Origin of the sequence: Mesorhizobium maamorense, assembly GCF_044998965.1 — a bacterium.
In the GTDB taxonomy this organism is placed as follows: domain Bacteria; phylum Pseudomonadota; class Alphaproteobacteria; order Rhizobiales; family Rhizobiaceae; genus Mesorhizobium.
Map to the genome: position 1 here is coordinate 2,823,068 of NZ_CP173356.1, position 13,331 is coordinate 2,836,398.

Below are 13,331 nucleotides of genomic sequence, written 5' to 3' on the forward strand. Positions count from 1 at the left end.
AACCACCCGGGCCGGACCGCTCAATCCACCTTCTTCTCGCCCGCCTCGCCGGCCTTGACGATATCGCCGGTGGTGAACAGGATTTCCTTCAGTTCCGCGCGCCAGTCCTGCTTCCGACGCAGCAGGAATTCGAGGTCCATGCCGAAATGCTTGAACTCCTCGCCTTGCGCGTTCTTCATGATGGCGCGGGCCTGCGGGTCCTTCTCCACCGACATGCGCTGTTCATACCAGGAGATCGCTTCCGCTTCCTCGATCAGCGAGGTGATCATGCGGGCGAAGGTTCGCACCTCCTGCGACAATTCTTCGGGCGGTTCGTGGTACTGGTCGAAACCCATGTGGTCGTCCTCCCTCAATGGCTCGCAATGCGAGCAGGCACCGGCCGTGCCATGAATGCATGAGAGGTGCAGCAGGTTCCGGATCGCACCCACAATTCAGGACGATGAGAGGAATAAGCTATCTCACGAGACCGGCGCCGCCCCGCCCTGTTCGGTGCGGCGCGCGATGAACTCATCGAGCACAGCCGACGTGGCAATGGCCGTCGCCGGCGGCTCGAAATCGGCGAGGATGCGCTTCCAGATACCGGTGGCGCGTTCGGTTGCGGTCTTGGAACCGGCCTGCGTCCAGTTGCCGAAATTCGACCAGTCGGCCACCAGCGGCTCGTAGAAAGCGGTGCGGTAGCGCGCCATGGTGTGACCTGCCGAGAAGAAATGGCCGCCGGGCTGCACTTCGGCGATCGCCTCGAAGCCGATGGCATCGTCGTCGCCGGGCGTGGCGGCGCACAGTTCAGCCACCGTCTGCAACGCCTCGATGTCGGTGACCAGCTTTTCGAAGGAAACGCTCAGCCCCCCTCCAGCCAGCCGGCGGCATGGATGCACACGGTGGCGCCTGCCAGCACCGAGCCCCACAGCGCAAACTGCGTCTCATGCGCCGCCTGCGCATCGGAGATGTTGGCCGCGCTGCCGCCGCCCGAACGCCACGGCAGGCCGGTGAAGCGCGCCAGTTGGCCGGCTCCGAGCGTCGCCTTGATATGCTCCGGCGTGCCGAAGGCCGGCGCGCCCGATTTCATGTCGACATTGGAGGAGAAGGAGCCGTAGACGACAGGAGCGCCCGGCCGCACGATCTGCGCCAGCGTCAACCCGGCCAGCGCCTCGGCATGCTGCAGCGTCAGCGCGCCGGCCACCGTGATCGGGGCCATCGCACCCGCCAGGCAGAAGGGCGTGATGATCAGGACCTGGCCCGCCCTGGCGAAGTCGATGATGCCTTGCGCCATCGGGATGTCGAGCTGGCGCGGCGAATTGGTGTTGATGACGGTGTAGCAATGGGCGCCCGAGCGAAACGCGTCTTCGGACAGCCCGCGCGCCAACCTGATCATGTCGAAACTATCGTCGACCTGCGGGGTGCCGCGCGCGAAGATGAAGGGAAGCTTGTCCGACAGGGTCAGTTGCGCCCGGTTGACGGCGTAGTGGCGAAAACGGTTGTCGATGTCCTGCGGCTCGACGCAAGGTCCCAGCATGTGCAGCACGTCGAAATGCTGCACCAGCTTGATGAACTCCTCGAAGGCCGCCAGTGTGCCTGGTCGGCGGCCGCGTTCGAGGTCAGTGACGTTCGGCGCGCCGCACCCGGCCAGGAAGGTCATCGACCCGAGTTCCAGCGTCAGATCGCGGGAGCGGTCACCGGCATGGGTCTGGATCGATTTTGGCGCCGAGGCCAGTGCGGCCGCCACCATGTCGCGGCCGATCCGCACCATGTCGGTTTCGGGGTCGATCAGGGCGCCGGCGCGAGCGAGCAGGTCGCGCGCCTGCGGCAGCAGAACCTTGATGCCCAGCTCTTCCAGCACGCGCAGCGCCGTGTCGTGGATCGAGGCGACGTGGTCGTCCGAAAAGATTGGCTGCGGCAGGAATGGGTTCTTCAGAGAGCGGTAATTGGGCCGGCGGCTGCTCTCGCTGCCGGCCTCGCCGATGCGTCCTCGCCGGCGCTCGCGCCTGCCTTCGCGTGCCGCGTCATCGATCATCCCGAAACCTCCTCATTGCCGCATCGCCTTGCCCAAGGGATCGTAGGGCGAAGCCGGAATGACACGCGCCGGCCGCTCGGTGCCGACAATGTGCACGCAAAGCGCCGTTCCTTCCTCGGCAAAATCGCCATCCACCAACGCTAGCGCGACGCTCTTGCCGATCGTGTAGCCAAAGCCGCCGGAGGTGACGAAGCCGACGCGCCGAGCGCCGTGCCAGACCGGCTCGAAGCCGCTGGCGTCCGCGTCGATGGCATCGACTTCCAGCGTCACGATCCGTCGTGCAACACCGGCCTTGCGTTCCTTCAGCGCCGCCTCGCGGCCAATGAAATCGCCCTTGTCGAAAGCAATGAAGCGGTCGAGCCCTGTCTGGCCGGGCGTGTAGCCTTGCGTGAATTCACGCGACCAGATGCCGAAGCTCTTTTCCAGCCGAAGCGCGTTGAGTGCGTAATAGCCAATCTCGGCGAGGCCGAGATCCTCGCCGGCGGCAAGCAGCGTTTCGCGCAATGTGGCATGCATGGTGGCCGGGCAGTTGATCTCGAAGCCGAGTTCGCCGGCGATGGAGAGGCGAGCCACCCTTGCCCGCACCATGCCGATGTCGAATTCGCCGCATGCCATGAATGGCAATGCTTTGGCGGAGATGTCCTGGTGCGTCGTGCGCTCGACGATCTTTCTGGCATTGGGGCCGGTGACCAGAAAGCCCGACATCGCATCTGAAATATCGGTGACGCAAACGCCTTCAGCCATATGCGCTTCGAACCAGCGCATGTGGAATTCGCGCAGATAGTAAGAGCCCATCAGCCAGTAGTCGCCATTGCCCCAGTTGAAGACGGTGAGATCGCCCTTCAGCCGCCCGTCCGGCCCGAGCATCGGCGCCAGCCTCGCCTGTCCCGCCTTCGGCAGCCTGCAGGCCAGCAGCCTGTCGAGCCAGGCCTCCGCGCCCGGTCCCGTGATCGCGTAGCGCGCATAGGCCGAGATATCGATGAGGCCGGCGGCGCGCCGGACTTGCAGCGCCTCGTCACCGACGATGTCGAAGGCGTTGGAGCGCCTGAGCGTCGTCTCCTCGCGGAATCCCATCGGCGCGAAATAGGCGGGGATTTCCAGCCCCCAGGAAGCCGTCCATTCGCAGCCCGCCGCACTCATGCCGTCAAAGGCGCCGGGGCGTTTCAGCGGCCGGCCCGCAGGCAGCCGTTCGTTGGGAAAGGTCATGACGAAACGACGAGAATAAAACTGTCGCGTCGTCTGCCTGAGATATTCCCGGTTTGCGGCGAAGGCGCCGTAGCGGGCGATGTCCATGCCGAAAATGTCGGCCTGCGGCTCGCCGTAAATCATCCACTCGGCCAGCGACTTGCCGACGCCGCCGCCCTGGCTGAAGCCGGCCATGACGCCGCAGGCGACCCAGTAATTCTTCAGGCCGCGCACCGGCCCGACGATCGGATTGCCGTCCGGGGTGAAGGTGAAGGCGCCGTTGACCCATTTGCGGATGCCTGCCGTCGCCAGGCAAGGGAAGCGCTCATGCGCCTTGGCAAGTTCCGGGCCGATGCGGTCGATGTCTTCGGGGATAAGCTCGATGCCGTAATCCCACGGCGCGCCGTCCATGTTCCAGTGCTTCGGGTTCTGCTCGTAGACGCCAAGCAGCACGCCCTTGCGCTCCTGCCGCAGATAGGAAAAGCCGTCGAGATCGACGGCCAGGCCGAGCTCCTTGTCGAGGGCAGCGACTTCCGGAATGTCATCGGTGACGAAATAATGGTGCTCCATCGGCGTCACCGGCAGCTCAACCCCGGCCATGCGGCCGAGTTGCTTGGCCCACAACCCGCCGGCATTCACGACATGCTCGGCGGTGATGGTGCGTTGCTCTGTGACGACATCCCAATGGCCGTCGGCGCGCGCCTTCAGCTCGACCACGCGGTTGCGCAGGATCACGTCGGCGCCGCGCTTCTTGGCGGCACCGACATACGCATGCGTCGTGCCGTAAGGGTCGAGATGGCCCTCGTTGGAATCGTAGAGGCCGCCAAGCACGCCGGTGACGTCGACGATCGGGCAGATTGCCTTGATCTCGTCAGGCGTCACCAGCCGGGCGGTCTCGATGCCGACCGACTGGAATACCGCCCAGGCCGATTTCAGCCACTCCCAGCGCGCCGGATCGCTGGCGATGTTGACGCCGCCGGTCATGTGCAGGCCGACGTCCTGGCCGGATTCGGCCTCGATCTCGCGGTAAAGGTTGATGGTGTAATCCTGCAGCGCGGCGACATTGGGATCGGCGTTGAGCGCGTGGAACCCTGCCGCCGCATGCCAGGTGGAGCCCGCCGTCAATTCGGCGCGCTCGATCAGCGCCACATCCGACCAGCCGAACCGCGCCAGGTGAAAGTGCACCGAAGCGCCCACCACTCCTCCCCCGATGACGACTGCGCGGTAGTGAGACTTCAAGGCTTCCCTCCCCGGACTTTCCGAAACCGGCACCATACACGTACTGTACATAAGTGTCTAGTACTGCGAACAGCTCCTGGACGCTGTCGAACCTGTGTTGGAACGATCGATTTTCCGGCGCGGCCGCACTTCCCCAGCAGCGTCGCGGCGGGCCGACGCGAATGCGTCACCAACTGTCATGCAAGCATCATGTTCGCGCCTTAGACCGCTTGCCGAGGGCACAAGCGGCCCTCCAGGGCGGCAGCCTCGCCGCCGCCAGGCAACCTCAGAATTCCGCCGTCCCGGCGCTTTGTCATCAAGGGGATATCCATGACGCATTTACGCTCATTGTCGTTGCGGCTGCTGGCCGCCGCGCTGGCGGCCTCGGCCGTTTCGCTGCCTGCCTTCGCCGACAGCTCGGCCAGCGTCGGCGGCGCCAGTTTCGTCAACAAGGGGCTGGTGGGGGTTGGCCGCATCCCGGCCGGCCAGCGCGACAGGTTCGGCGAGAACTTCGGCTCCGGCTCCGGCATGTCGATCGACACCGCGGGCTGGACGCATGATGCCGGCACCTACAGAGGCTCGCTGTGGCTGCTGCCCGACCGCGGTTATAACGTCGTCGGTACCACCGACTACCGGCCGCGCCTCAACACGATCAACATCGAGTTCGCCCCGGTGGCACCAGGTGCCGCGCCCGCGGCCGGCCAGGAGCAGACCGGCGTCAAGGCGACGCTCGCCGACACCATGCTCCTGACCGACGACAAGGGTGCCGACGCCACCGGTCTCGACCCGCTGAACGGCGTGCGTCCCGCCGCCGGCGACATGCCTGTCCTGCCGCAGGCCGACAATGGCAAGCTCGCGCTCGACAACGAGGCGATCGTGCGGCTGCCCGACGGCACCATGCTCGTCTCCGACGAATACGGTCCCGACATCTACCGCTTCTCCGCCGACGGCCGTCTGATGTCGGCGACCCAGCCTCCGGCCGCGCTCGTGCCGATGCGCCACGGCACGGCCAATTTTGCTTCCGACAATCCGGCCCCAGGTGCTGCCGAACCCGACCCAAAGGATCCCGAAACCGGCCGCCAGAACAATCAGGGCCTCGAAGGCATGGCAATGACGCCGGACGGCAAGTTCGTGATCGCGGTCTTGCAGTCGGCGACCCGGCAGGACGGCGGCGATTCGGCCTCGACGCGCCAGAACACCAGGGCGCTGGTCTATGACGCCTCCGATCTTGCCCATCTCAAGCTGGCACATGAATATGTCGTGCCGCTGCCGGTGTTCAAGGACGCCAAGGGCAAGACCAAGGTGGCTGCGCAAAGCGAGATCGTGGCGCTGTCGGACACGGCTTTCCTGATGCTGGCGCGCGACAGCGGCAATGGCCAGGGCCTGAAGGGCGAAGAGTCGCTGTATCGCAAGATCGACATTGTCGACCTTTCCGGCGCGACCGACATCGCCGGCGGTCCCTTCGATGCCGCCGACAAGCCGGTGGCGCCCAAGGGCGTGCTCGATCCGTCGGTCACGCCGGCAAGGCTGATGCCGTTCATCGACATCAACGACAAGGCCGAGCTTGCCCGCTTCGGGCTGCACAATGGCGCGCCCAACGACAAGGACAACCTCTCGGAAAAGTGGGAAGCGATGTCGCTGGCGAGCATGCTCGATCCGAAGCTGCCCGACGACTATTTCCTGTTCGTCGCCAACGACAACGATTTCCTCGCCCAGGACGGTTTCCAGGTCGGCGCGCCCTACAAGGCCGAGGACGGCGCCGATGTCGACACCATGTTCCTTGTCTTTCAGGTCACGCTTCCCGGCCTCGCCAGGAAGTAAGCATCTTGCAGGAGGCGCCGCCTGGCGCCTCCTGCCCGACAAGCTTGATCGGATGCACGACGGCGTGCCTTGCCCGCCGTCGCTCCTTTCGCAAGGGTGCATCCCGGTCGGGCCTGCGGTATCCTGCGTGCCGGACTCAAAAGAACCAGCTTTGCCGGATTGCCCGCCATGGATGAAAAGATGCCCGCGCGCCGGCGCACCGGTGACCTGACCAGCGGCCCCATTCCGCGCACGCTCCTGCTGTTCGCCCTGCCGGTGCTCGGCTCCAACGTGCTGCAATCGCTCAACGGCTCGGTCAACGCTGTCTGGGTCGGCCGCTTCCTCGGCGAATCCGCGCTTACCGCCACCTCGAATGCCAATCTGGTGCTGTTCCTCATCCTCGGCACGGTATTCGGCATCGGCATGGCGGCCACCATACTGGTGGCGCAATCGGTCGGCGCCCGCGATCTCCCCGAGGCACGCCGCATCGTTGGTACCAGCGCCACCTTCTTCTTCTTCGTCTCGGTGCTGTTCGCCGTCTGCGGCTGGATTTGGGTCGACGCCATTCTGGGCGCGCTCGGCACACCGCCCGACGCCTTGCCGCTGGCGCGCTCCTATTTGCGCATCATCTTCGTCGCCGTGCCGATGATGAACCTTCTGTCCTTTGTCATGACGGTGCTGCGCGGCGCCGGCGATTTGCGCACGCCGTTCTTTTTCATGGCGCTCGCCGTCGTGCTCGATGTCATCTTGAACCCACTGCTCATCCGCGGCATCGGGCCGTTTCCAGAGCTCGGCATCGCCGGCTCGGCAACCTCGACGCTTGTGGGCCAGACGGTGAGCGTTATCGCTATCCTGATCGTGCTCTATGTCCGTAAGCACCCGCTGCGTCTGGCCGGCGCCAATCTGGCGCTGCTGCGGCCGGATCCCGCCTTGCTGCGCGTCGTCGTTTTCAAGGGGGTGCCGATGGGTTTGCAGATGATCGTGATTTCGGCCGCGGCCCTGACGGTGATGGGCATCGTCAATTCCTACGGTTCGCAGGTGGCCGCCGCCTACGGCATCGCCGCGCAGTTATGGACCTACATCCAGATGCCCGCGCTCGCCATCGGCGCGGCCGTGTCCTCGATGGCGGCGCAGAATGTCGGCGCCGGCCGCTGGGACCGCATCAGCCGCATCGCAGCGTCAGGCGTCGGCTTCAACCTGGTGCTGACCGGTACTCTCGTGGCACTTCTATGGGTCTTCGATCGCTCGATCCTCAGCCTATTCCTGAGCCGCGACAGCGCGGCGATAGACATCGCCGCTCACATCAACAACGTCGCGTCCTGGTCGTTCATCCTGTTCGGCGTCACCATCGTGCTGTTCGCCACCGTGCGCGCCACGGGCGCCGTGATGCCGCCGCTGGTCATACTGGTGATCTCGGTGCTGGTCATGCGCACCGGCTTTGCCTATTTCATGCGGGATGTGATCGGCGAGGAAGCGCTGTGGTGGAGTTTCCCGGCCGGCTCGATCACCTCTCTGCTGCTGGCCGCGGCCTACTACCGTCTTGGCGGCTGGCGCACCCTGCACATGATCGAGAATCGGCCGGCCGCCGGCGAGCCGCCCGACACCGGGCTCGGCGTGCCGCGCCAGCGCGCGCATTTTTCCCCAGAGACGCCGAACGGCTGAAGCTGGCCGCTCTCAAGGCCTGTTTTTCAACCCAAAGCCCAGCGCGACCAGCGCAAACACGATGATCATGCCGGCGAACGCCAGGCTGGCCGCGATGGGGCTGGCATAGGTCGAGATGATGCCAATACCGATGACGGGCAAGGCATTGCCGATAAAGCAGCAGATGAAGAAGCTGGATACCACTTCCGCGCGGCGATCCTCCGGTGCGATCTCGTTCACCACTTGCAGGCTACCACGATAGCCGAGTGCGGCCGTCACGCCGCAGCAGGCGGTGGCGACGATCATCAGCGCCATCGACGCCAGCATCTGCGCCGCCACCACCATGAGGATGCTGGGAATCATCAACGCCAGCGCGGTCAGCATGGCCTTGCCGCTCTGCATTTGCTTCAGCGCTACGATGCTGAGCGCGGTGACGATCGCCAATTCGAAGAACAGCGCACCGGCGACAGCATGGTTCGTCTCATGCAGTTGCTGCGCCAGGATGCTTGGCGCCACCGCGGCATAGAAGCCGACCAGCGCCATGGCGCCGAAACCGGTCACCGCCGGCGCGACGAAGCGCGCGCGGATTTCATCCGGCACGGCAAAGTGCGGCCGCATGGAAATCTGCCCGAGGCCGCCAGGCTCCGCCACCGTTTCGCGTGTACGCCAGACCAGGATGGAGACGATCACAAGCGCCGCCAGATAAACGATGAAGACCAGGCGCAAGGGCCACGGTTCATACTGCGCCAACAGTCCCGAAACGAGTGCGCCGAAACCGAGGCCCAGGAAATTGGTGCTGGTGGCAATGACGCTGGCGCGCGCCTTGTCAGCGCCGGGGAGAAGCTCGGCGATCCATGCCGTTCCGGTCCCCGCGCCGACACCGATGCCAAGCCCGCTCAGGACGCGCGCCACATCGAGCAGAACGACATTGTTGGCGAACAGAAAGACAAGCGCGCTGGCGACGGCGACGATCATGGCCGCGAGAGCGGCAGGCCGGCGCCCAACGACATCCGACGCGCCGCCCAACATCAGCAGGGCGCCGAGATTGCCGACGACATAGACCGCGTAGACCAGCGTCAGCGTGATCTGTGAAAAGCCGAATTGCTGCTTGTAGATGATGTACAGCGGCGTCAGCACCGTGCTGCCGGCAAACAGAACGGCGATCATTGTGGCAACCACCGGAATTGCGAGAGCCTCGCCGCCTGCTTCGTTGCGCGTATGCGCCAAGTCACGAATGGCCATGGCCAAACCTCTTCATCGGTTCAGGATCGCGACCTTAACGCGCCCTTACTCCCGACGTTCCGGCCGGCCGGCGGGCTCCTGACAGCATGACGGACGTTGTCTGGACCGGGAAACCCGTTGGCTGAACAGGCTCGTGTCGGAGCCGATGGTTCCGATCCGTCACGACATCCTGTCGTGTGACCCCGCTGCAATCCGTTATTTGCAGGAGAAACCTGGTGCGATCTTGCACTTCCCGGGACGCGGTTTGTGCGGTGGGCGATGGTGCGGAGGACGGTGCGGCCGATGCTGCCAGTGCGGCGGACCATGCGGCGGGCGCACGATGATCACCGGCGGGCGAACGACATGGGCCCGCGAGAGATAGCCGGAACTGGCCCAGCCGCTGAAGCCGCCGCCATGGATTCTGCACCAACCCGGTTGGCAGCCGGTGACGTTCACCCTGTAGCCGGCTGGCAGCGTCCCCACCTTGGCATATCCCGACCCGGGCCCGGAGCGCACGTTGAGGTTGGTGGTGGTGTGGGCGCTGTAGGCGAACGCGGCGGCCGACGTGCCGAGGATGGCGGCCAGAATGGTCGCGAGGCAGAGCAGAAATCGAAATCTCATCCGTCACTCCATTCGATCGCTCGGCCGTATGTGGTTCAGCCGAGCCTGTCTTCGATGGAGGATTGTGGCAAGAAAAGTCAACAATTTGCCACAGCAAACCATTGCCGCGAGCCGGCCTGGCGGGAGAGTTTCCCCTGATATAGTTGAGAAATTTCCCGGATGGCGTTTATCGGCCTGACAACATCAGCTAACGATTTAGCATCTTCAACGATCGACACCGGACATAGGGCGCAAATCATGGGCAAAGGCAGGGTCGAGGCATTCACCGACGGCGTCGTGGCCATCATCATCACCATCATGGTGCTTGAACTGAAGGTGCCGCACGGCGAGGATCTCTCGGCCTTGCTGCCGCTATGGCCGATCTTTTTCAGCTACGTGCTGTCCTTCATCAACGTCGGCCTTTACTGGAACAATTTGCACAATATGTTCCACACCGTGCAGCGGGTCGACGGCCGCGTGTTGTGGGCGAACCTCAATCTCCTGTTCTGGCTGTCGCTGATGCCGGTGACGACGGCCTTCATGGGCGAAAACCATTTCGCGCCGGTGCCGGTCGCCGTCTACGGCGCCGATCTTGCGCTGTGCGCCATCGCCTACTTCATTCTCGTCGTGACGCTTCACCGATTGCACGGCAACGATACGGCCTTTGCCAGGGCGATCGGCAACGACCGCAAGGGCAAGATCTCGCTTGTCGCCTATCTCTGCGCCATCCCGCTGACCTTCATCAGCCAGTGGATCGGCGTCGCGATCTATGTACTGGTTGCCCTGGTCTGGCTTGTGCCGGACCGGCGTTTCGCACGCGTGATCGAAAAATAGGGATCTATTCGCGCATCGCTTTCAGCTTCTCGGCCACCGACGCGGCAAGATCGGCGTAGCGCTCTTCCAGCCGTTCCGCCGCCTTGATGACCGCAAAGTCATGGCCGAACTTTTCCAGCGCCATGCGCAGCTTCTCGACGAAATCCGCCTGTTTTTCCAAGGCGGAAAACAGCGTCTTCACCTGTGCTTCGTTGATCTCGGGGTTTGCCAGCATCTGCGGCACTTCGCGGCTCATCTGATCGCCAATGGTGGTCTGCTGCTTCAGGATTTCGATCCAGTCCGTCAATCGGGAAATCTCCTTTTTGCGAGGCACCATGCGCAGTCTCGGCTGGACCGGTCAACCCGGCCCAGCAGGCTGCTGAAGCGCAGCCAGGCGCGTGGAGGCTTGCGCCAGCCCGCTCCGGCGCTAAGTTCGGCGCCATCGCAAGAAGGAATCCGCCGCCCATGCTGACCGACGCAGAACTCCAGACCGCTTTGCCCGCGCTTGGTTCGGGCAATGCCGCCGTCATTACCGGTGCTGCCAGCGGCATTGGTCTTGCGGCCGCGAAGCGGCTGGCTCTCATGGGCATGAAGATCGTGCTCGCCGATATCGCCGGCCCGCGTCTTGAGGATGCGGCCCGTGTTGTTTCCGCGATCGCCGGCGACGATGCCGTGCTGGCCGTCGCCGCCGACGTTTCGAAGGCACAAGACGTGGATCGTCTCGCCGAAAGAGCCTTTGGCGCCTTCGGCAATGTGTCGCTGCTGATGAACAATGCTGGTGTCGGCAACAACCCGGGCAAGCCGTGGGAGAACCGCGACGCTTGGAAGCAGCTGCTGGACATCAATTTCTGGGGTGTCGTGCATGGCGTCGAAGCCTTCGTGCCCCGCATGCTGGGAGCCCGCCAGCCGGGTCTGATCGTCAACACCGGCTCCAAGCAAGGCATCACCACGCCGCCTGGAAACCTTGCCTACAACGTCTCCAAGGCCGGCGTGAAGACCTTTACCGAGGGACTGGCGCATGCCCTGCGCAACGAACCGGGTGCCCATCTGTCGGCGCATCTGCTGATCCCGGGCTTCACCTATACCGGCCTGACCGAGGGTGCGACCGAGAAGCCGGCCGGCGCCTGGACCGGCGAACAGGTCGTTGATTTCATGCTGGAATCCCTGACAAAGCGCGACTTCTACATCCTGTGCCCTGACAACGAGGTGACGCGTCCGCTGGATGAGAAACGCATGGCCTGGGCGATCGGCGACATCATCGAAAACCGCCCTGCTCTGTCGCGCTGGCACCCCGACCACAAGGATGCCTTCGCGGCATTCATGAAGCAATGAGCATGTCCGAAAAATGAGAGCCGGTGTTCGGATCGGGTCACGACGGAACCCTTGGGGGTTAACCGGTTTCAGCCGGTGCTTCGAGCCACCTGCTTTTTCGGTTTGCTCTTTGACGCCACGGCTTTCTTGGCAGCTACGGCCGCGATTTTCTCGTCATGCCGCTTCGCTGCCCGCTCGCATTTGGCACGGATCTCCTGGACCTCGGCTTCGGTCAGATGCTCGATACCGATGAAGGTGTTCTTGGCTTCGCTGACCCGGATCAACTCGTCCAGTTTGGCCTGGATTGCCGCGCCGTCTCGATTCTGGGTGTTTTGGATGAGAAACACCATCAGGAAGGTGATGATCGTCGTCCCGGTGTTGATCACCAGTTGCCAAGTGTCCGAGAAGGCGAAGAGTGGGCCGCTTACTGCCCAGATGATGACGATCAGGCAGCAGAGTGCGAATGTCGGCGACAGCCCCGCAAGGTGGGCCACCCGGTTGGCGATTTTGGTGAAGAGCTTCTCGATCATGGGGTCCCTCAAACAGCGCCGCGCCGTGCGGTACGCCGGAAGGAACAACCGGCGGCCATATCGGGTTCCCATCGGAAAGAAATACAACCGCCGCAATCGAATGCACGCATCAAGGGAATCGGAAGGACAACACGCTTTATCGGTTTGGTGTCACAGTAACGGTGCAGGCAAAACAGCCTGTTCCTTCCGCTTCACAGCGGTTTACCTCCAGCCCCTTCCGTTGCGCCACCCCCGCATGACGGAAGGGGTTCAGTCCGGAGCGCTCGCACAGTGGTTCCCTGAAGCGCGCCTTTGGCGCAAATGCGCGTGCTCTTCAGCCGCGCCGGCGTCACTCACGCGGCGTGATTTTCCCAGCGGTCCAGGAAGGTCTCGATGGTCATGGCCTGCATGTCGGGAACGGCGCTGGCGAGCTTTTCGACCGGCCAGTCCCACCAGGCGAGAGCCTCGATCCGCGCCGCGACATCGGCTGCGAAGCGCGGCCGAAGCGGCTTGGCCGGCACCCCGGCGACGATCGTATAGGGCGGCACGTCATGCGTGACGACGGCATTGGCGCCGACGACGGCGCCATTGCCGATGGTGAGGCCGGGCATGATCACGGCCCCGTGGCCGATCCACACGTCATGGCCGATGCTCACCGCCTTCGCCTGGCGCCGTTCGCGGAAGACGGCATCGACGCCCAGCCAGCGGAAATATTCGTTAGGCCGGTAGCTGACCTTGTGCTGGGTCAGTCGCTCGATCGGATGATCCAGCGCATTGATGCGGCTGTTGGCGGCAATCGAGCAGAATTTGCCGATGTTCGTGTAGATCGCCTCGGCGTGCCGCTCGAAATAGGAAAAATCGCCGACGCTCACTTCGCGCAGCACCACCCGCTCCCCGATCGAGGCGTAGCGACCGAGCTTGCATGCTTTCAGCTCCGCCGTCGGATGGATACGCGGCTCAGGATCTTTCAGCACGAGATTTTCGGAACGGTCCATGCGGGCGGCTTTACGTCAGGGCAATAG

The 13,331-nt window shown here is 64.0% G+C and carries 11 protein-coding genes and 1 pseudogene; 4 read left to right on the forward strand and 8 right to left on the reverse strand.

The features are described 5' to 3' along the window. Window positions 1-20: 20 nt before the first annotated feature. From ACIU1A_RS14385 to ACIU1A_RS14395, 3 genes and pseudogenes are all read right to left on the reverse strand, one after another. Window positions 21-335 carry a hypothetical protein gene (locus ACIU1A_RS14385; RefSeq protein ID WP_140567336.1) on the reverse strand — a complete coding sequence of 105 codons (315 nt, stop codon included), beginning with the start codon at window positions 333-335 and terminating at the stop codon, window positions 21-23. 123 nt (window positions 336-458) lie between these two features. Further along, window positions 459-2,011 (reverse strand): annotated as a pseudogene (locus tag ACIU1A_RS14390) (trimethylamine methyltransferase family protein). Between the two features lie 12 nt (window positions 2,012-2,023). Further along, window positions 2,024-4,435, reverse strand: coding sequence for an FAD-dependent oxidoreductase (locus tag ACIU1A_RS14395; RefSeq protein WP_404927569.1), 2,412 nt, complete (start codon window positions 4,433-4,435; stop codon window positions 2,024-2,026). Window positions 4,436-4,744: 309 nt separating this feature from the next. Between ACIU1A_RS14395 and ACIU1A_RS14400 the strand changes: the two genes are divergently transcribed. Then, entirely contained in the window at window positions 4,745-6,235 is a 1,491-nt protein-coding gene (locus ACIU1A_RS14400) for an esterase-like activity of phytase family protein (protein ID WP_404927570.1), read from the forward strand. A gap of 168 nt (window positions 6,236-6,403) precedes the next feature. After that, on the forward strand, window positions 6,404-7,876 hold the full coding sequence (locus tag ACIU1A_RS14405) for an MATE family efflux transporter (RefSeq protein WP_404927571.1): 1,473 nt from the start codon (window positions 6,404-6,406) through the stop codon (window positions 7,874-7,876). A 12-nt stretch (window positions 7,877-7,888) separates the two neighbouring features. Here ACIU1A_RS14405 and ACIU1A_RS14410 read toward each other — a convergent pair whose 3' ends face one another. Beyond that, window positions 7,889-9,097: an MFS transporter gene (locus ACIU1A_RS14410; RefSeq protein WP_404927572.1), complete on the reverse strand. Its 1,209-nt coding sequence runs from the start codon at window positions 9,095-9,097 to the stop codon at window positions 7,889-7,891. Window positions 9,098-9,292: 195 nt separating this feature from the next. Next, a complete protein-coding gene (locus tag ACIU1A_RS14415) occupies window positions 9,293-9,697 on the reverse strand; it encodes an SH3 domain-containing protein (RefSeq protein ID WP_140495260.1) in 405 nt (134 codons plus the stop codon). 237 nt (window positions 9,698-9,934) lie between these two features. On the opposite strand from ACIU1A_RS14415, the gene ACIU1A_RS14420 reads away from it, so the two are divergent. Continuing rightward, window positions 9,935-10,510, forward strand: a complete 576-nt coding sequence (locus ACIU1A_RS14420; protein WP_140495258.1) for a TMEM175 family protein — start codon at window positions 9,935-9,937, stop codon at window positions 10,508-10,510. Window positions 10,511-10,514: 4 nt separating this feature from the next. Here ACIU1A_RS14420 and ACIU1A_RS14425 read toward each other — a convergent pair whose 3' ends face one another. Next, window positions 10,515-10,796, reverse strand: a complete 282-nt coding sequence (locus tag ACIU1A_RS14425; protein ID WP_140495255.1) for a hypothetical protein — start codon at window positions 10,794-10,796, stop codon at window positions 10,515-10,517. A 158-nt stretch (window positions 10,797-10,954) separates the two neighbouring features. Here ACIU1A_RS14425 and ACIU1A_RS14430 point away from each other — a divergent pair, with 158 nt between their 5' ends. Then, window positions 10,955-11,821 carry an SDR family NAD(P)-dependent oxidoreductase gene (locus ACIU1A_RS14430; RefSeq protein ID WP_404927573.1) on the forward strand — a complete coding sequence of 289 codons (867 nt, stop codon included), beginning with the start codon at window positions 10,955-10,957 and terminating at the stop codon, window positions 11,819-11,821. Between the two features lie 68 nt (window positions 11,822-11,889). Here the strand turns inward: ACIU1A_RS14430 and ACIU1A_RS14435 are convergent, their stop codons facing one another. Beyond that, window positions 11,890-12,330 carry a low affinity iron permease family protein gene (locus tag ACIU1A_RS14435; protein WP_181165307.1) on the reverse strand — a complete coding sequence of 147 codons (441 nt, stop codon included), beginning with the start codon at window positions 12,328-12,330 and terminating at the stop codon, window positions 11,890-11,892. 332 nt (window positions 12,331-12,662) lie between these two features. After that, the gene (locus ACIU1A_RS14440) at window positions 12,663-13,304 is read right to left on the reverse strand and encodes a DapH/DapD/GlmU-related protein (RefSeq protein WP_140516571.1); all 642 of its coding nucleotides are present in this window, start codon (window positions 13,302-13,304) and stop codon (window positions 12,663-12,665) included. Window positions 13,305-13,331 lie beyond the last annotated feature (27 nt).